Raw genomic sequence first — 19,335 nt, 5'->3', positions numbered from 1 at the left:
ATAAATTAGATAATTAGCCTTTTGTATCGTAAATTTATCACTCACCAATTGAGGTAGATGATGGTCAATGTAAGCAAAGGAGCCAAACTCACATTACAGGAATTTTTGGCTTTAGCAGAAGGAGATGTAATATATGAGTTTGTAGATGGTCAAGCAGTACCTAAAGTGTTTCCAAAATATTTCCATTCGACTTTACAGTTTGCTTTGATGGTTCTGATTCGTGCGTGGTGTAGAGGACGCGGACGAATCGTTCAAGAATGGGCAGTGCTGTTGCAGCGTAATGGTCAGGATTGGGCGCCTGTACCCGATTTAACGTACATTTCCTATGAACGCTTACCCGCAAGTTGGAAGCGTAATGAAGCTTGTCCTGCCATTCCTGAATGGGTTATAGAGATTATTTCGCCAGATCAAACTCTCAAACAATTTGAAGATAAAGCTAAAGATTATTTTGCGGCTGGTATTTCAAGAGTCTGGGTTGTAGATCCTGAACCTATGAATATTAGGGTATTTTTACCAGATGGAACAATTCAAGCCTACACAGATACTATGCCGATTGTGGATACACTGCTTCCAGGGTTAGAACTAACAACAAGACAGATTTTTGAACAAGCAGAATTGATTTGAAGCTAAGGCGACAATAAACGCGATCGCGTAGTTTCAGTTAAGAATAATTATAGGTTCCGCGGGGCGGCTAAAGCTTAGATCACAAATGTTTACATCGAGTTTAGTTTCCTTCCTTCCCATTACTTTAATCCTTGAAACTAGCACCGCGAATTTTTAAATCTCTGCGCTGTTCGTTTGTTAACCCAATTCCCGTGCCAAAGTTGCACCCCTCTACTAAAGCCTCTCTCCATATAGTTTCATTAAGAGTTGCACCCCTCAAATCTGCATTTCTCAAGTCTGCGCCAGTGAAATTGGCAAATAACAAATCTGCTTCTAATAAACGGCTTACTCTTAAATTTGCTCCTAATAAATCTCCACGGATAAAGTTAACACCATCCAAATTTAAGCCAGATAAATCTGCTCCCCGAAGATTAGGAAATTTGACCCGGCTTGTATCTTTAAAAAAACGCATTACACAAACTACATTTGCCTCAGTGAATGGCATTTGAGTTAAAAAATCGGCGTAACGCGCTATACCAAGGTCTTTGAGTATCAGCAACCGTTTTTCAGAACTTTGTTCGAGAAACTCGGTGCAGGTGCGATAGAGGTTTCCAGTTGTAAAATTCAGCATTATATCAAACTGTGGTGATAACTTTAATATTAAATATTTCTTTCTCTATGTTTACAGATAATACCTCCCACTCACTCAATCTAGCGAACACTCTGACACCGCTACATCTTTGCTCACCAACTCGTACTTTCAGTTCGTGTACTTCCGGAATACTGCCTCATACGATGGCAAAACGAACATTGAGTTCGTTTTTAGTATATGAGGTCTTATGGATCACGAAGCGGCTCGACAACGCTTTGCGAATAGAATACGTGACCTGCGAACAGAGAAGGATATAACCCAAGAACAGTTAGCCGAACTTATAGGCAAGACGACCGAACACGTTAGCTTTTTGGAGCGTGGTGAGCGTTCGCCATCATTTGAGGTAATTTTAGACCTTGCTGATGCGCTCAGTGTGTCAGTCCCTTATCTAATGAATATTGATCAGCCCGACGATAACACTGATCTCATCACTACGCTGATAGCTGCACCAGTTTCTCCCGCCCTTGTCGAGCCTGTTGAAGAACCAATTACCACAGAAAATGAACGCGAATCAAATCTTGACCGCTTACAGTCTGCGTTTGAGGGCATCCGGGAAATGCAGCACCTAGCCAATGAATATGGTATTACTGATATTTTTCAAGACAATGGAGGAAAGGTATTACAGGTACTGATTCTTCTAGGGTTACGTATATCTCCAGGCCGTGAAGGGAATGATGCAATTGATGCTGAAGGCAATGAGTATGAATTAAAAACACTAAATCGCTCACTTAATAAAAATGCAGGTGTTACTACTCACCACCATTTAAACAATGATATTCTTAAAAAGTATCGAGCTGTAAAAGGATGGTATATTGCTATATATGAAGGAATAGAGTTGATGGAAATTTATAAAGTTACTCCATCTATACTCGAAGTAAAATTTAAAGACTGGGAAGCAAAGCTTGAGAAACAAGAATCAATCAATAATCCCAAAATACCGATGAGATTGGTTAGGCAGGGTGAGCTTGTATACACTAAAGACACAAACCCACCCATACAAACTAAACTTCCTATTTAAATTTACTGAACTCTACAACTTCATATGCCGAGATTAAGCTGAACTGAGCGTGTAATACTAATGGTTTCTTGTCTTGTCAGAAGCTTTTCAAATAGTTTTGCAGCTGCATCATTATTTTCGTTAGCATCTATAAATCGAAAAGCAGAAGCAGCTAAATAAGACGGATTTTGCTCGAAGGCAATCCAGCGGCGTTGCACAGTTTCAGCAGCAAATCCAGTAGTATTAGATCCGGCAAAAATATCCAAAACTGTATCTCCTGGTTCTGTTAAGAAGTTGATAAAAAATAGCGGTAGTTTTTGAGGAAAGCGCGCCGGATGTGCAGGAATTCCCACCGCCTTACATAGCTGAATGTATCGAGAATTGCTTTCAGTATTGGGAATCTGCAACAAGTTGGAAGGTATAGCACCACCATTATTAGTAGCAAAACTCGTTCCAATATCATGACCTGATGGACGTTCTTTTGGTTTGTAATATTTTTCAGGATTTTCGTGCAGCTTTTTCATTCGTTCGGAGTAAGGAACCAGAACCTTACTCACATTAGCTTTAGGATTGTCAGTTTTAGACAACCACCAAACAGTATTAACAGCATCTTTAGCTCGAATTTTACGTTTATTAACCCATTCAATCGGCGAAGGTAACTTGGAAGGATTGTACCAAAAAAACTCTTCAGCTAGACGATAATCCAGCTCGTCGCATAGTTTAATTAAGATACGGTAATTATATAGCGATCGCACTGGACGTTTACTTTGGTATGCTCCGCCAAGATCGAGTACAAAGCTTCCCTGCGGCGCTAGAACGCGATACACCTTTTTACAGAAAGCCAACAGCCAATCTATATAAGCTTCTTGATCAACATTGCCATAACTTTTTTCGCGTAGCAGCGCAAATGGGGGAGAAGTAATTACTAAGTCAATTGAATCAGGTTCAATGCAATCTAGTAATTCCAACGAATCGCCAATATAAGCAGCGCCATAGTTTGTAGTATATAAAGGATTTTCTAAAAACATAGTTATCATTTTTTAATAATACTTACAGTACAAATTGTATAATAAAATCAATGCTCAGCAGCTTTCAGCCAGTTGTAGCGCCAGCACAAAATGAAAAAAAGGAGTCATAAAATGAGTACGGATAATACTGCAAATCATGAGGAGAAAAATATTGCTAGTGATAGCAAAGACAAACAAACTCCTAAAACAATTGACATCGATGGGAAGCGTCCAATTGCTTCTGATGAGATTCAGGTTAAAGACACCATCGACATAGATGGACACCGCCCAATTGCCTCTAGTACTATTCAAAATCAAAACACTCTTGACATCGATGGACACCGTCCGGTTGATCCTAGTAATCTTCAGGTTCGTGAAACAGTCGATATAGATGGGAAGCGTCCAATTGTTGCCGATGATATTCATGTTCAAGGCACTATTGATGTAGATGGACACCGCCCAATTGCCTCTACTAATCTTCACGTTGATGAGACGATTTCTATAGCCGGAGAGCGCCCAATCGCTTCAAATAACCCTGACGAACTTGACATTACAAGTGATTATATCGATTAGCAAAAATGCGTTCAGTGCGCTCAGGCTATTTGGCGCTTTTGCCTTCTAAGCCTGGCTCAGCAGGCTTTATATCTAATTTTTATAGATATTATCAAAGCCAAACAAACTCCGTGAATGCTTGGTAGGAGCGCGGAAAAACAACTCGCTCCTACGCCGTCGGGGATTTTTCCTATGCTGCATTAAAAGCCATCTGCCAAAAATCTTTTTCCAATCTTGCTACTTTTAGAAATGCTTCTTCTGCTTGATGTTGAATGTTTTCTGACCCAGTTTGTAGCACCTCATCAGCTTGCTGTTCCAAAAGTTTTACATACTTTGTAAAACCGGGATTTCCCCATCTGTCTGCAAATTCAGTGTAGGGTTCTGACACCACCCCAGGCAACTGCCAACCTTGATTATATGCTAATTCAATTGCCCAAAAAGCAGTCGCTTGAACTGGGTATGGCATTGCAGCAAGGCTGTTCATGTAGTCACAGTATTCTGAGCAAGTTGGTTGTTTTTGGGTATCCAAATCTAGCTTTTGCAGAGCAGCTTTTTCCTTAAACCAGTTAAGTTCATCTTTCAGTGCTACTAATCCGCCCAAAATTACATCAAAATTTTGTGAAGGCGCGTTAGCTAATATTCTCCCTACCATTCGGGTAAAATCCACAACAAAGAGATAATCTTGCACCAACCATGTATTGAATTGTTTCTGCTGAATGGTTCCTAATTTGCATTGCACAAGAAAGGGATGCACGGTAGCTTCTTGCCACGCTTGAGTATGTTTTTGCAGAAGTTGTTGACAAGTCAAGGTCATATCAATTTTATTTTTTGATTTAGAACTAAGTGAGCGTTAAAGAAAGCCGGCTTTTACTAAAACTTTATCTTGATTTAACTGCTAACGCAACAGTAAAACTTGAGCTAATAGGAAGGATATCTTCTAAAAAAGCCTCCTGTTAAGAAGGCTTTTTTAGAGTTACGGCACTAGCTAATCTATATCTTCTTTGAGAAAAGTTTTTAAGTTCCTCAAATCATCGCCGATTATTTTGAATAAACCGATTTACAAAACCTAGAATGGCTGCAAAGATAGCTGAGCCAATAATTGACCAGATAATGGGGAAGGGCTTACCTCCGATATCGAGAGCAAATATCACAGGAAGATCAAACTCATTGGCAACCCAGAGTCCTATGTATGCACCGATAATTCCAACTACTATCGAAAGTAGGCAACCTCCTGCCGAGTAACCAACCAACGCTTGCCCAGTGCTGCCGCAAATCGCGGCAATCACCAGTAACACAAGAATCTCTACTGGTGTCATTGTCCCTCCAGTGTGCGAGTAATAGAACTGCTAATAGATTCTCACAATGCGTGCTGTTTCAGGAAAGTGATGAATATTAGAGGACTTTTCCCGAACAGTTCGTAAAACTGCTCGTTAGTTAATTCTAAATCCGGTGTAGATTTAGCGTTACGTTCATATTCCTCTTCTATTCTGCTAAGCCTCAACCTCAGCTAATTCCATCCAGCGTTCAGTCGCAGCGTCAATTTGTTGAGTTAAAGATTCCACCTTTTCGTAGAGTTCTCGAACAACGGTGATTTTGCCAGGAGGAGCATTATAAAGCTCTTTCTCTACTTCAGATTTTTGAGATTCCAGTTGGGCAATCTTACCTTCAAGCATCTCAAACTCGCGCTTTTCTTTTGATGAAAGCTTGCGCGGCTTGCCGTTATCTGGTGCTTGCCTCTGGGACTTCCAATCTTTGGATTGAGTATCTTTCTGCTTGTCTTTATTATTAGCAGTGGCTTGAGCCTTTTCAAGTTCTTCTTCTGCTTGCTTGAACTCCAGATATATAGAGTAATTGCCCGGATATAGACGTAGGTTTCCCCCTGGTTCAAAAGAAAAAATCGTCTCTACAGTACGGTCGAGGAAGTAGCGATCGTGGGATACTGCAATTACGCATCCGTTGAAATCTTCTAGATAGTCTTCCAGCACTGCGAGGGTTTGCACATCTAAGTCGTTTGTCGGTTCATCCAAAATTAAGACATTGGGAGCGCTCATCAAAACGCGCAATAGAAATAAGCGACGTTTTTCACCGCCGGAAAGCTTATTAATGGGGGCATATTGTTGATTACCAGGAAATAAGAAACGTTCCAACATTTGCGAAGCTGTAATCTGAGTTCCGTCGGCAATTTTGACGTATTCTCCGACTTCCTTTATGTAGTCAATTACTCGCTGATTTTCATTTAAAGCTTCGAGTAATTCTTCAGAGTGCTGGTCAAAGTAGCCGATGTGAATTGTTGTGCCTATTTCAACGCTGCCTGAATCCGGTTGAATGCGTGCGGTGATCATATCCATTAAAGTAGATTTACCCGCACCATTGCCGCCAATAATACCGATGCGGTCTTCCGGACTGAATTCGTAGGTAAAATCTTTAATTAGAGTGCGTCCATCGTAGCCTTTAGAAACATTTTTTACCTGAATAACTTTTTTGCCAATCCGACGACCAGGAGTAGCAATATCAACTTTTCCTTGAACTTGTTTAAACTCCAGGTTTTGCATATCGTGGATGCGATCTATCCGGGCTTTTTGTTTGGTGCTACGCGCTTTTGGCCCTCTTTTTAGCCATTCTAATTCGCGACGAAGTACGCCCTGATGTTTGCGTTGACTGCTGATGGCAGATTCTTCACTGAGAGCTTTCTTTTCCAGATAATAAGAATAGTTTCCAGCGTATGTGTAGAGTTCTCCTCTATCGATTTCGAGGATACGATTGGTGACGCGATCGAGAAAATAACGATCGTGAGTAATTAACAGAATTGCACCTCGATAACGATTCAAATAACTCTGCAACCACTCAACAGATAAAGCATCCAAATGGTTTGTCGGTTCATCCATCAACAACACATCGGGTTCTGATAGCAAGGCGGCTGCTAAGGCAATCCGTTTGCGATATCCGCCAGACAAACTACCAACTTGAGCGTTAAAATCTTCTATTCCTAGTTTGGTGAGGATGATTTTCGCATTCGTTTCTAGTTCCCAAGCGCCAGTAGCATCCATGCGTTGCATGACAGCAGAGAAGCGGGACATTAGCTGCTGGCTATCCTCTGGATTGTGAGCCAGTTTATCTGACAATTCCTCGTATTCCCGCACGAGGGACATTTGTTCGCCGCTATCAGCAAAAACTTGCTCTAAAACTGTATTATCTTCGTTTAAATCTGGTTGTTGCGGTAAGTAAACAATTCGCACTCCAGAGTTAACTAAAAGTTGACCGTCATCAATCGGTTCTAAACCAGCTATTATCTTCAAGAGCGTAGATTTTCCAGAGCCGTTGGTGCCAATTAATCCAACTTTATCTGTGGGCTCAAGGCTAAAACTGGCATCTTTTAGGATTTCTTTGATGCCAAAGTCTTTTTTAACAGATTGTAGTGTGAAGATGCTCATAATTTCAGTTTAATTGTTCAGCATTTTCAGAGTGGATAATTCCCACCCTACAAATTTTCTTAACCCTCTTTTAAAGAGGGTTGGGGGGATCAAGACGTTAAGCGAAAAGGCTCTAGATCCCCTCGTCCCCCTTTAAACAGGGGGATCTGATAAAAACTCAAACATTGTGTCAATCTTTTAACACTATCTACTGAGGGGCGGATGTATCCTGAAGATTACCCAGGTTAAAAAGGAATGGAATACTGCTATTAGAGTTACCACCCGTTACCAAAACTTTTGGCATTTGGGAACCTCCCTGTCTCCAAGCTTCAATTGCTTCTTTCTGAAGAACTAATGCACCCCCTTGTGCCTTAAGTGTCTCAGCGAGGAGTCTTTGAGCTTCCGCTTTACCTTGGGCGCGATTGATTTCTGCTTGGGCTTCTTGTTCAGCTTCCTGAGCTACGTAGACGGCTCGTTGCGCCCGCTGTTCAGCGATTTGTTTCTCTTCGACTGCTCTAGAGAATTCTGGGGAGAAAGCTAGGTCAACTACGCTGGTATCTAGCACAATAATGCCGTACTTATCTAATCGTTCCCCCAAGGCAGTATCAAAGTCTTCCTTCAGTTCATTTCTTTTGGTAATTGCTTCTTCAACTGTTCTCCGGGCGGCGGCAATTTTGAAGGATTCCTGAGTCTGGGGCGCAATAATTTTCGAGACGATATTCTCTAAGGTTCCTTGTTTCCTTCTTACCTCAACTACCTTTATCGGGTCGAGGCGGAAGTTGATGGCGAATCTAGCGGATAAATCCTGAAGATCCTTGGTGGAACTTTGCGCCGGAACTTCAAATTTTTGCACTGTCAGATCGTACACGTCTACTACTGAAATCAGTGGTGGTTTGATGTGGATTCCCTCTAACAAACCTCCATCTTGGGCTTTACCGAGGATGCTGATTACTCCGGCTTGGCCTGGGGTGATGATAATAAAAGAATTGAGACCAATGAGAAGCACAAATGCTGCAAGAATCCCTGCTACGAGTGTTTGCCAATTCTGCGAATACTGATTTTTCAAGGTTTGATCTCCATTTCTTCTAGGGTGACTTTTCGATCGCCCTTCTCCACGGTAAACTAAAATTTATGTTTACCAGTTCTCTACCATCCGCGATCGCGCAACTCTCTGAATCTACCTCGATTGCGCTGGCTCAAAGCATCGAGTGTCACGCGATCGCTACTCCTGTTGGGCAACAAGCGATCGCTACTACCTACGTCCACCAGGGTAGCGGTGGCACGCCGATCTTGCTACTTCACGGCTTCGATAGCTCTGTATTCGAGTTTCGTCGCCTCTTACCGCTGCTGGCGGCTCAAAATGAGACATGGGCGCTGGATTTATTGGGTTTCGGGTTTACGGAACGCTTGACCAAATTACCCTTTAGCCCATCTGCCATCAAAACCCATCTCTACTATTTTTGGAAAACCCTGATAAAAGAGCCGGTAATTTTGGTGGGTGCCTCTATGGGAGGTGCGGCGGCGATAGATTTTACTCTAACCTACCCGGAAGCTGTGCAAAAGTTGGTGCTGATTGATAGCGCTGGTTTTGCCAGTGCGCCCAATATTGGCAGGTTCTTAGTTCCGCCCATCGCCTATCTAGCTACTTCATTTTTGCGGAATCCGAAAGTACGCGATCGCATTTCACGCAATGCTTACCACGATCAAACTCTTGCCTCCCTCGATGCCCAACTGTGTGCCGCTTTGCACCTGGATTCTGCTGGTTGGCACGATGCTTTAATTGCCTTTACCAAGAGTGGCGGTTACAACTTTTTGGGCGATAAAATTGCCAAAATTGACAAGCAAACGCTGATTTTGTGGGGCGACTCTGACAGGATTTTAGGGACGGGAGATGCAGAGAAGTTTAGGAATGCGATCGCCCAATCTCAACTAATCTGGCTCAAAAATTGCGGTCACGTTCCCCACCTCGAACAACCCCAAATTACCGCCCAGCAAATTCTGGAATTTAGTAAAAATGCCTGACGACTAAAGTCGCGGCTATACAGACAGGCTTTGCTTGTGTAGCGCCACCCTTGAGTGTGTGGGCGTATATTAGCAGCTTCGTAATTTCTCTTTTTTCATTTTTTTCGCCCTCGATTCAATCGTAAACTCAGGAATATCTTCAAGTTCCTTTTCACACAAACTGTACTGTTCGCAAACCAAACTCAGGCGAAACCCTGGACTTGTAACTTGATTAACTGAGTGAGTTAAATCGCCCTGAAAATCTACTAAAGTATTAACTTGGGGGCGGATTTGTCCTACATTTCGCTTTGAAGAGCGCAGCACTAGCTCCCCTCCAACAAGATCCGGTGGCACCTGGATATAAAGTACACTTACTCTATCTGGCGGTTCGATAGTTTTGCAATAAGAACGCAGGCTGCGGTCGATATGCGGATCTACACGAGAACCCTCTTTAAGCATCAAAGGATTCAGATAAAAGGCGTTGCACGTCGAATGCAAAGCCACGCTTAAATAAGGTTTAAAAAAGGGAAAAACTCTCTCAACTTCCGCAAAACCTGAGCGCTGAAATACAATCGAAAATCCTTTAGTCCCCACAAAGTCGCGGTTTAAGTTGTTAACCGCAAAATACGGACAAGCTAGAATCTGCCCCTGCAATTCGCTGAGATATTCAGGCGCAAAAATATTTTTCTGTAGGCAATAGTAACTCAAGGCAAGGTAATTGGTAATTAGTAACTAAAAATTTAATAGAGGAACAAAACCCTACGCACTCAATGCAACGTAATTGGAAAATTTTTAAAATTAGGACTTAGTAACTATTAATTCAAAACTCCTATAGCCATCATAACTCATTGGTAAACTTCTCCCTTCTCTTCCTCGGCGTTCTCTGCGCCTCGGCGGTTCGTTTAAAAAATGTAGAGACGTTGCATACAACGTCTCTAGAAATCAAATAGAATTGCGATAACTCACAACTCTGCTAAATTCTATTACTTCGCAAGCACAGCCCGGTAACGCACCTTGTTATCGCGCACTTTTTGCATTGCCTCATTAGCTTGTTCAAAAGGAAACACTTCAACCAGCGGTTGAATCCCATATTTCTCCGCCACAGAAAGCATTTCCAGCATCATTGCCCGTCCCCCAATTGGAGATGCCATAATCCGGCGACGCTTATTTAGCATTGCCCCCATAGGCACATTTAGCGGTTCAGAGGGAACGCCCACCAAAACTAAAGTTCCATCAGAATCAAGGTGTTCCAGATAAGCTGCCCAATCAAGAGAAGCAGGAACCGTACTCAGCAGAATGTTTAGCTTCTGGGTGGGTGCTGGTGGCGTTCCAGCAGGGACAACAACTGTGTGACGCGCCCCTAGCTGATGGGCAAATTCAGCTTTGTCGTCTGAGGTAGTAAAGACCGTGACGCTGTTACCTAAACGGCTGGCAAACTGCACCGCCAAATGACCCAAACCACCAACGCCAATCACGCCAATTTCTTGCCCAGAAGTCATTCCCGCACTGCGTAAAGCGGAGTAGACTGTGATTCCGGCGCACAATAAGGGCCCTGCTAATTTTGTCTCAATGCCTGCTGGAATCGGGAAGGCAAAGCGAGAATCCACCATCAGATAGTCAGCAAAGCCACCCGGCCCGGTGACAATTAATCCTTGATTTTCGTCGCAGAGATTTTCATTTCCTCTGAGACAATCGCGGCATTGCAGACAGGAGGAACGTTGCCAGCCAACACCTACTCTGTCTCCCGTCTTGATATGATTCACCTGCGAACCAATTTCCACTACTTCGCCAATGACTTCGTGACCAGGCACTAGAGGATATTTGGATGATCCCCAGTCGTTATCAATCATATGCAGGTCTGAGTGACAAATGCCGCACGCTAACACTTTGATGACGCAATCGTGCGCTTGTGGGGGTTCGACGGCGAATTGATAGGGCTGGAGATTTGCCCCTTGCTGCTGGGCTGCTAATGCTTGGATTTGCATTTTAAAGTTCCTTACTAATTGTGGAAAAAAATACTGATTGATTGTTTTATGGAATTCTATACTTTGAACCAGTATCTCTTTGACTGGTAGAGAAAGAAATCAAGTAAGTGAGTATAAATTAATAAGCGTTTCTACGTATTCCCAAGTTGAAAAAATGATTTAAGAGCAATTAATAATTCTTCAAGGTCTTAATTAACACATTAATCTTACAGTGTATGTATCATGTTTTTTGGGGAAATGGTGAGAGCATGAGAAATAAAGCTGTTGAAAAGTGGGATGCGTTGCTGTTTCTATGCTTTACTCAAGCACATTGGCGCGAATACATCCTCATTTACCTCGCCCTTCACAATTTTAGCGATCGCTTCCAACTCGAAAACATCGCCGCTGCTGTCGAAACTGATCTTAATGCCTTGCGCGACAACTACGAGCAAGTTGGGGAAACTGCTGCTGAAATTTTGTTGGATGCGATCGCATCCGGTATCATTGCTTACTGTTGTCAAGTCAGTGAAATTGGTAAACTCTTGCCCGGAGCGCTTTACGTTCATGTATCAGCACTTTCGCACCTTCATCCTCTGCTGAGACTCTCCGAAGGCTATGCAAGGCGCACTTTTAATCGTATTGATGGCGCTAACATTATCAAGTTCAACATAGAGCAGCCAACTAAAATATCTTACCTGTTCTACCCTGAATTTGATACCGATGCCCATCCCGCCTTACACGCCAGCATCCAGGTTGACATCCAAAATAGGAGTATAAGCGATCGCGACTACAGCACCAGCGATAATCCTCCCATTCTCCACCGTAAAGAAACCTTCGTTACCCCAGACTATCCCCACTATCAAGAATTTGCTAACCTCACCCGCCAGGAAGAAGAATTGCGGCTTTTAAACAAGACTTCTTCGATTGGAACTCTTCGGGGTTGGTTGCAATGTTTAGAAAATTATGGAGTTGAAATTCAGGGACATCAAATTATTCGCCTAGCGCCAATATCGCCCTTTCAACTGCCAAAAATAGAACGCCATAAAGCCGCAATTATCCGCAAAAATATTTCCCGTCCGGTGCGTCTTGCAATGGAAGCGGACTTATTTAATCAAGATACAACTTTTTTTGATTATGGTTGCGGTCATGGTAGCGATATCACGTACATCTCAGAAAAAGGCTACACCAGCGCAGGTTGGGACCCTTATTATTCTCCTGATACTCCTCTTACCCCAGCAGATATCGTCAATATCGGCTATGTAATCAATGTAATTGAACGCACAGATGAGCGCCGAGAAGCGTTAATAAAAGCGTGGGAATTAACAGGAAAAGTTTTAATTGTTGCCGCACTTGTTTTAATTGATGATAGAGAAACGGGACAAGTTGCTTATGGCGATGGGGTGATAACTCGCCGCCATACTTTTCAGAAATACTACCAACAGGAAGAAGTTAAAACTTATATTGACCAGGTTCTCAGTGTCGATTCGGTGCCAGTTGCGCTGGGAATTTACTTTGTTTTTCGAGATGAAAGCCTTGCCGAAACATACCGCGCTTCGCGCTTTCGTTCCCGCGCTACTACTCCCAGAGTTCGCGCGAACATCAAGCGATTTGAAGATTACCAGGAAATGTTAGCGCCGCTAATGACTTTTGTAACTGAACGCGGTCGTTTGCCAGTAAAAAGTGAAGTAGCAGAGTTAGAAGATTTGAGGGCGGAATTTGGTAATTTTCGTCGTGCATTTCAGGTAATTTTACAAGCTACCGACCAAAAAGAGTGGGATGCGATCGCGCATAAACGCCGCCTCGACCTTCTAGTTTATCTTGCACTCAGTAAATTTGCGCGATCGCACAAATCCAAACACATTACTTCAGAAATCCGAAATGACATAAAAGGTTTATTTGACACCTACGAAGAAGCTTGGGAAATGGCTGAAGAAATGCTATTTAGTTTAGGCGACCCTGGTGTAATTGCTAACTGTTGCCAACAAAGTGTCGTTGGCTGTACCACCGGGTTTAAACACGCTCCCCTTTTTCCCAGTTCCTTTCTAGTTCACATATCAGCTTTTTCGGAACTCGACCCTTTGTTGCGCCTCTACGAAGGCTGCGCCAATCGCACAATCGGCCGATTAGATGGAGCCACCTTAATCAAGTTTTACACCAACCAACCAAAAATATCTTACTTATTTTACCCCGAATTTGACGCCGAACCTCATCCAATTCTGCACACCAGTATGCAGATTGATCTCAGAGATTTAAGCGTCAGACATAAGAATTATAAAAAAATCAACGATCCTCCAATTTTGCACCGAAAAGAAAGTTTAGTCACTCCGGACTATCCAAACTACGAAAAATTTGTCAGGCTTACTCAGCAAGAAGAAAATTGGGGACTTCTAGACGATCTTAGTGCGATTAAAAACCTTAAAGGTTGGCAGCATATTCTAGAAAAAAACTGTGCGGAAATTAAGAATTATCGTCTTTATTGGCGCAAAGATGCCGATCCCTATCATATAAAATTAGTACAATCTTATCGTAAAAAAAGACAAAAGACAAAAGCCAATTATAGCGGTTCTCCCTTCGATGTAATACAATCTGACCTCTCCCCCAACCCAACACCTACAAGGGGAGGGGAGTAAATTTTCTCGTAGTTCTTTTTAGGTAAGTGGGTTGGGAGCCTACTGTCTGGGAATGTCTTTCTGGAGACGACCGCCTCCATTTATGGAGTGACACATAACCCATAACTAGGTTATGTGTCATCAACTTTACGAATCAGAAACGCGAGGCAGGGGCCTCTCCTCAAGCATTTATTTCTATTCGATTCTTAAGCTATCCTTGCAATTCCTTAGCTACCTTAACCCAATGTTCAATTCCCTTTTGTGTCGGTTGTCCCGATGGCGTGAACGTCCTTATGTCTCTCTTGTGTTGAGAACCATAACTGATATGAATTGGTCTATCTACTCCATAAAAGTATAAAGAATCAAACGGTAATTTTTCGCTGACTATCCAATCTACTACTTCATTACTAGGTGAACCCAAAATAAAAAAGTCACAAGCAGCACCCGGCCGTTTACAATAATATTTACCATTGTTATTCACTTCATGCGCCATGTGCTGATCTAGTTCAGGAGCAACACGCCCATTTTTCAGACCTGTAACTGGATCTTTGCTTTCTAGATATTTTTTCAAATTTTTAGAGCAAAAACCATAAGTTAGCTGAAAATTCTCAATACCGAAAAAATCAATAATTGGATTTAAAATAAATTCATTTAACTTTTGCAGTGCCGGAAGCGTTTGTTCACTATTTTGAGGAAAAGGATTAATTTGCGCGGCATACTTTTGATAAGTCTGAGTACAAGTGCAAAAATGATCTAGAGTAAAATATTTTCCTAGTAAGATTTTCTTCATAGTTATCATTACCCTGTATGCGTCAAGAGTACAATAAGCTAGTGCGAGACAATATTCCCGAAATTATCCACCAAGCAGGGAAGCAGTGCGAAGTCGAGGTAATGTCACAGATAGAGTACCTTCAGGCTTTACGAAATAAACTTATCGAAGAAGCACAAGAAGCAGCTGTTGCCACTCCTCAAGACTTAGTGAAAGAACTAGCTGATCTCTACGAAGTCATTGATACATTATGTACAGAATATCAGATAAATACTTCTTCAATTCTTGCAGAACAAGAACGACGACGCGCCGAGCGTGGTGGCTTTAAAAGTCGCCTGAGATTATTGTGGACGAAGTAGGCACAAAGTCGCTAACTTATAAGCATGGATAAACAGCCACACCTTCTAGACATTGCTGAGTTTTACCTGCGAAAATCAGTTGCACCATTAGCCGCAGAAATTGATAGCAACCCAGAAGCACTACAAGAGGCATTAGAAGGACTGGGCGAACGTTCCTTATTGGCGTTGCGAGTTCCCCAACAGTGGGAAGGTGCGGAAGTCAGTGAAGAGACTTTTCGGACTTTCCAAGAGCTAGTAGCAAGATATTCTGGGGCTTTGGCGTTCTTACAAACTCAACATCAAAGTGCTGCTGGGATGCTTGTCGCCAGTGAAAACTCTTCCCTAAAACAAGAGTATCTTCCCCGCATGAGCAGCGGTGAGATTTTAGTGGGTGTCGGATTCTCGCAACTGCGTCGTCAGGGCGAAGCAACTGTGAAAGCTTTGCCAGTCGAAGGGGGATATCTGTTAGATGGACAAGTGCCTTGGGTGACAGGTTGTAATTTATTTCAAGAGTTTATTGTTGCTGCAACACTCCCCGATGGTGGTGCTGTATTCGGCGTTTTGCCTTTTGCGGAAATGTATCAGGAATCTGGAGGTTCAATAACATTCAGTAAGCCAATGGAACTAGCAGCAATGACTTCAACCAACACTGTCACCGCAACGTTAAAAAGTTGGTTTTTGATGCGATCGCATATCGTTTCTGTCAAGCCTGCGGGTTGGATACATGAAAACGACAAAAAGAATGTCCTCCACCACGGATTTTTTGCTTTGGGATGCGCCAGAGCAGGTCTTGATATCTTGGAAAGTGCCTCCCAATCCAAGCAAAATACCTTTATTACCGAAGCTTTAGCGGCACTCGACTGGGAACTTAACGACTGTAGAACTGCTATCAGACATCCCCCTGAGCCTTTTACAGAACGTTTGCAAATCCGAGTTTGGGCAATTGACTTAGCGGTGCGATGCGCCCATGCTGCTGTCACCGTTTCCAGCGGTGCTGCGAACTACAGCCGCCATGCAGCGCAGCGAGTCTACCGCGAGGCGCTGGTGTTTACTGTTTCCGGTCAAACTACAGCTGTGATGGAAGCGACGCTCAACAGGTTAGCGCGATCGCAATCCCTGCTCAAAACCAATGCAACCGCGACCAATTTTCCTTACCAGGCGTAGCGCATACAAGATGCCTGCAATAGTTACTAACAATTAGGCAGCGGCAATTAATCTATGAATCGTCAAGAAGTTGAAAATAGAACTATTATTATTGCCTTAACGGGTTCCAGAGGTTACGGATTAGCAACTGAAACCTCTGATTATGACTATCGCGGCATTTTTATCGCCACAAAACCGTATTATTTGGGCTTTTCCCAAATAGAACAAAAGGACAAAGGTTGGGCAGAAGAACCAGGAAATTTTACTTATCTTACTAAAGATACTAGCATTTATGAGCTAAAAAAGTTTTTAGAACTATCTGCTGACAACAACCCAAATATTCTAGAGATTTTGTGGTTTAAAGACTACGTTCATATAACTCAAATCGGCAAAATATTGAAAGAGCATAAGCAGATGTTTCTCTCGAAAAAAGTGAAACATACATATGCAGGATACGGTTATGCCCAAATTAAAAAATTAGAGTCTCACCGCCGCTGGTTACTAGAACCACCTACAAGAAAACCTGAGCCAGAAGATTTTGGATTGGAGCCAAATCAACCGCTGAGTGTGGGGGAAATTAATTCCTTTTTAGAATATTTATACCTGTTGATTAGAGATAGAATTCAATTTTTAGAAGAAGCTCAGCAGCTTTATAATTTGCTGACTGCGGATATTGATTTCAAGGGAATATTGAAGCAATACACGTTACCGGAAGAAACGTTTGAATATACGCGCCAACTTACCAATAGTTCGCCAGATTTTATTAAACTATTGCAAAAAAGCCAGCAGTATCAAAATGCCCGTAGAGAGTATGACAACTATCAACAATGGAAGAAAAATCGCAATCCAGAACGAGCAGTAATGGAAGCGAAAGTAGGGTATGATTCTAAATTTGCTATGCAGGCTATCCGGTTATTAAGAACAGGAATTGAAATTTTAGAGACACAGAAATTGATGGTGGATCGCCGAGAGACGGGTGATGCACAGGAATTGCTGGCTATTAAAAGTGGCGAATTTAGCTATGAAGAAGTGATGGCGATCGCTAATGCCCTCTACAAAGGACTCGATGAAGCTTACGCTAAATCTACCCTCCCCAGAAGTGTAGATAGAGAGGCCATCAATCAACTTTGTATTGATTTAGTGGCAATGCAAGGATGGTAAAGGCTTTTACTTTGTTCCGGCTGCCTTCTTTTTCCACTGCACAATTGCCTTTTGAGCTGGCGTATAAGCTGGTGTATTTTCCGGAACTAAAGCCGCCGTCTGAATAGCATCATTAAGCCTACCCTGAGATGCGCGAGACTGAGCTGTTTGATAAATTGTTTGACTCCACTGGGAAATTAACTGCTGAGCTTCAGCAAAACCAGGCTGATCCGGCGGTACTTTGCGGGCGGCGCGGATGGCAAGATTGTAAGAAGAAGCCTGTCCGGGCTTAATTAATCCTTTAGCTCCCTGGATGATTATGTTGTTCGTTCGCTGCACCTGTGCCTTTTCGCGCCAGGAAGCCATCGCCTGCTGAGTCTGATTGTAAATCGACTGATTATCTTGGGGAACCAGTTGCGCCGTAGCGATCGCTTTATCAAACTGCCCCTGTTTTGCCCGTCCCTTAGCTAAATCTAGAATCACCCCACTCCAGCGTGCTATGTCATCCTGCGCTTGTTGGTATAGCGGTTCGTCCGGTTTAATTTGTTGGGCAACTGCGATCGCTTGACTAAACTGAGAAGCTTGATTCGGCACAATCAAAGTTCTTGCCTTGTCCAACACCGCTTGATTAGCCTGTTGTTGAGTTTCTTGACTTACTGTTTTAGTCGGCGATTCAGAACCATAAGGAGCCGACTGTAACTTCACAGTTTGAGGTATGGAACCCACACTATTGGTATCTGTTGGCGTTAACAGTGTCTGCTGACCCATAAATGCTGCCTGATTACGGAGAACTACTCCCCCTATCAAGGCCACTAGCAGTGCAGCACCGCCGCCCAGTAAAAGCCAGCTTAGCCAACCTGGTGTGTCATCTGCTACCTCTGTAGTGTTTCCACCTGTGACGGGGACAAGAGCAGCGCGGCTTAAGTTTGTTTCTGGTGGTGTAGAATTCGGCATCTTCCTAAAGGAGGCTGCCGTTGGTGTGTTATTGTGAATTACCCGATCAGGAGTAGGCTCCTGACGAGTTATTTTGCCTTTGAGGTTATCCCTACCAGAGTTATAAATAGCTGCTGGAACCGTATCAGAAGCTATTGCTGCATTCCAATTCCTGACATATTCTGGCAGGGTTGGTAGCTGATGGTGACTTGCCAAAGAGGGCATCACAATCAAGGGTGACTGAACAGGTTTCCAGTGGTGTTGGCTCAACTCTGGCAGACGCGATCGCAGATAACTTACCAGGCTCTCGAATGTCTTGCCTTGGCTAGAGCGCAGTCCTTCCAACAGCACTGCTGTAAACAATCCGTGACCCAGCGAGGAAGTTTCATGCGAAAACTGGTCAAGCTGGCAGGAAAGCACTGTGGCAATGCCCATCTCTTTAGCCAATTCCACAGTCTGCGTCCCCACATTGGCACCAGATTGACCGCCTTGAGAGCGATTCATATCTAGCAGAACCAAGATATTTTCAGACGGGGACTCTTTGAGAGAGGCAAAAAGCGATCGCACGGATATTCCAGTTTCAGCAATTTCCGCTGGATTACCCTCACTAGGCATCAAGTAATCCTCTCCATCCAGCGTTACACCATAGCCACTGAAAAACAACCAAAGCGAATCATCAGCACTTATTGGACTTTGGCACCATTCATCAATCCAGTCCAGCAAGTTTTCCCTGGTAGGATACGCTGAGCGATCGCCAATTGGCGGCGAGGTATCGGTTAATAGCAAACACTGGTCTGGTGACCATCCAGCTTCCTCAAGCAGAAACTGCCACAGAGCCTGTGCATCGGCTTGGGCATAGCTAAGGGGTTGAAAAAACTGATATTGATTAATGCCAATTGCCACGCAAGAGTGATTTGCCATATCCCATACCCCAGCTATCTATTAGAGCCAAAATAGCATTTACTAACCAAGCCAGCTTGCTACTGCCAGAGTGCGACAGGAGGTGACACCTGACACCACAAAATTTATAGCAGCGGTAGCAGCGTGCATAAGCTCAATAATATGATAAAAGGGTCGCTCCGAGGAGCGACCCTTTATGTTATTAATAACCTGGCACTGAGCTATTTTCCCAGGCAGTCACCCACCAAGTATCTTCGCCGCGGCCGCGTTTCACCTCCGAGTTCGGGATGGAGTCGGTGTGGTTCCACAGCGCTAAT

At 43.2% G+C, this 19,335-nt stretch carries 18 protein-coding genes and 1 rRNA gene; 8 read left to right on the top strand and 11 right to left on the bottom strand.

Annotation, left to right across the window (positions count from 1 at the left end; all coding sequences use genetic code 11):
* The first annotated feature begins 60 nt into the window (after window positions 1–60).
* The gene (locus tag H6F74_RS17945) at window positions 61–624 is read left to right on the top strand and encodes a Uma2 family endonuclease (RefSeq protein WP_190443703.1); all 564 of its coding nucleotides are present in this window, start codon (window positions 61–63) and stop codon (window positions 622–624) included.
* 124 nt (window positions 625–748) lie between these two features.
* Here H6F74_RS17945 and H6F74_RS17940 read toward each other — a convergent pair whose 3' ends face one another.
* Complete coding sequence (locus tag H6F74_RS17940; protein ID WP_190443533.1) at window positions 749–1,234, bottom strand: pentapeptide repeat-containing protein; 486 nt, start codon at window positions 1,232–1,234, stop codon at window positions 749–751.
* Between the two features lie 208 nt (window positions 1,235–1,442).
* Here H6F74_RS17940 and H6F74_RS17935 point away from each other — a divergent pair, with 208 nt between their 5' ends.
* A complete protein-coding gene (locus tag H6F74_RS17935; RefSeq protein WP_190443531.1) occupies window positions 1,443–2,273 on the top strand; it encodes a helix-turn-helix domain-containing protein in 831 nt (276 codons plus the stop codon).
* A gap of 20 nt (window positions 2,274–2,293) precedes the next feature.
* Here the strand turns inward: H6F74_RS17935 and H6F74_RS17930 are convergent, their stop codons facing one another.
* Entirely contained in the window at window positions 2,294–3,280 is a 987-nt protein-coding gene (locus tag H6F74_RS17930) for a site-specific DNA-methyltransferase (protein WP_190443529.1), read from the bottom strand.
* A 111-nt stretch (window positions 3,281–3,391) separates the two neighbouring features.
* Here H6F74_RS17930 and H6F74_RS17925 point away from each other — a divergent pair, with 111 nt between their 5' ends.
* Window positions 3,392–3,832, top strand: coding sequence for a hypothetical protein (locus H6F74_RS17925; protein ID WP_199301367.1), 441 nt, complete (start codon window positions 3,392–3,394; stop codon window positions 3,830–3,832).
* A gap of 169 nt (window positions 3,833–4,001) precedes the next feature.
* On the opposite strand, the gene H6F74_RS17920 is transcribed toward H6F74_RS17925, so the two are convergent.
* From H6F74_RS17920 to H6F74_RS17905, 4 genes are all read right to left on the bottom strand, one after another.
* Window positions 4,002–4,625, bottom strand: a complete 624-nt coding sequence (locus H6F74_RS17920) for a TenA family transcriptional regulator (protein WP_190443525.1) — start codon at window positions 4,623–4,625, stop codon at window positions 4,002–4,004.
* Window positions 4,626–4,839: 214 nt separating this feature from the next.
* Window positions 4,840–5,127: a hypothetical protein gene (locus H6F74_RS17915; RefSeq protein ID WP_190443524.1), complete on the bottom strand. Its 288-nt coding sequence runs from the start codon at window positions 5,125–5,127 to the stop codon at window positions 4,840–4,842.
* Window positions 5,128–5,301: 174 nt separating this feature from the next.
* Window positions 5,302–7,242: an ATP-binding cassette domain-containing protein gene (locus H6F74_RS17910; protein ID WP_190443522.1), complete on the bottom strand. Its 1,941-nt coding sequence runs from the start codon at window positions 7,240–7,242 to the stop codon at window positions 5,302–5,304.
* Window positions 7,243–7,429: 187 nt separating this feature from the next.
* Window positions 7,430–8,287 (bottom strand): prohibitin family protein, encoded by an 858-nt coding sequence (locus tag H6F74_RS17905; RefSeq protein ID WP_190443514.1) that lies wholly within the window; start codon window positions 8,285–8,287, stop codon window positions 7,430–7,432.
* A 65-nt stretch (window positions 8,288–8,352) separates the two neighbouring features.
* Between H6F74_RS17905 and H6F74_RS17900 the strand changes: the two genes are divergently transcribed.
* Window positions 8,353–9,243, top strand: a complete 891-nt coding sequence (locus tag H6F74_RS17900) for an alpha/beta hydrolase (protein WP_190443512.1) — start codon at window positions 8,353–8,355, stop codon at window positions 9,241–9,243.
* A gap of 69 nt (window positions 9,244–9,312) precedes the next feature.
* Here the strand turns inward: H6F74_RS17900 and H6F74_RS17895 are convergent, their stop codons facing one another.
* Both H6F74_RS17895 and H6F74_RS17890 read right to left on the bottom strand, forming a co-directional pair.
* A complete protein-coding gene (locus H6F74_RS17895; protein ID WP_190443510.1) occupies window positions 9,313–9,930 on the bottom strand; it encodes a 2OG-Fe(II) oxygenase in 618 nt (205 codons plus the stop codon).
* A 275-nt stretch (window positions 9,931–10,205) separates the two neighbouring features.
* Window positions 10,206–11,207: an NAD(P)-dependent alcohol dehydrogenase gene (locus H6F74_RS17890; RefSeq protein WP_190443508.1), complete on the bottom strand. Its 1,002-nt coding sequence runs from the start codon at window positions 11,205–11,207 to the stop codon at window positions 10,206–10,208.
* Between the two features lie 248 nt (window positions 11,208–11,455).
* Here H6F74_RS17890 and H6F74_RS17885 point away from each other — a divergent pair, with 248 nt between their 5' ends.
* Window positions 11,456–13,816: a DNA phosphorothioation-associated putative methyltransferase gene (locus H6F74_RS17885; RefSeq protein WP_190443507.1), complete on the top strand. Its 2,361-nt coding sequence runs from the start codon at window positions 11,456–11,458 to the stop codon at window positions 13,814–13,816.
* 190 nt (window positions 13,817–14,006) lie between these two features.
* On the opposite strand, the gene H6F74_RS17880 is transcribed toward H6F74_RS17885, so the two are convergent.
* On the bottom strand, window positions 14,007–14,585 hold the full coding sequence (locus tag H6F74_RS17880) for a hypothetical protein (RefSeq protein WP_190443505.1): 579 nt from the start codon (window positions 14,583–14,585) through the stop codon (window positions 14,007–14,009).
* A gap of 17 nt (window positions 14,586–14,602) precedes the next feature.
* On the opposite strand from H6F74_RS17880, the gene H6F74_RS17875 reads away from it, so the two are divergent.
* From H6F74_RS17875 to H6F74_RS17865, 3 genes are read left to right on the top strand one after another with little or no spacing between them, the layout of a single operon-like run.
* A complete protein-coding gene (locus H6F74_RS17875; protein WP_190443503.1) occupies window positions 14,603–14,923 on the top strand; it encodes a nucleoside triphosphate pyrophosphohydrolase in 321 nt (106 codons plus the stop codon).
* Between the two features lie 24 nt (window positions 14,924–14,947).
* Complete coding sequence (locus H6F74_RS17870; protein ID WP_190443501.1) at window positions 14,948–16,066, top strand: acyl-CoA dehydrogenase family protein; 1,119 nt, start codon at window positions 14,948–14,950, stop codon at window positions 16,064–16,066.
* A 54-nt stretch (window positions 16,067–16,120) separates the two neighbouring features.
* Entirely contained in the window at window positions 16,121–17,206 is a 1,086-nt protein-coding gene (locus H6F74_RS17865) for a nucleotidyltransferase domain-containing protein (protein WP_190443499.1), read from the top strand.
* A gap of 6 nt (window positions 17,207–17,212) precedes the next feature.
* On the opposite strand, the gene H6F74_RS17860 is transcribed toward H6F74_RS17865, so the two are convergent.
* Window positions 17,213–19,039 carry a caspase family protein gene (locus tag H6F74_RS17860; RefSeq protein WP_190443497.1) on the bottom strand — a complete coding sequence of 609 codons (1,827 nt, stop codon included), beginning with the start codon at window positions 19,037–19,039 and terminating at the stop codon, window positions 17,213–17,215.
* A 187-nt stretch (window positions 19,040–19,226) separates the two neighbouring features.
* Window positions 19,227–19,335 (bottom strand): 5S ribosomal RNA (rrf, locus tag H6F74_RS17855); the annotation flags it as partial.

It is taken from the genome of Trichocoleus sp. FACHB-90, assembly GCF_014695505.1.
GTDB classification, from domain to species: domain Bacteria; phylum Cyanobacteriota; class Cyanobacteriia; order Cyanobacteriales; family FACHB-T130; genus Funiculus; species Funiculus sociatus.
This window is presented reverse-complemented; position numbering and strand designations above follow the sequence as displayed.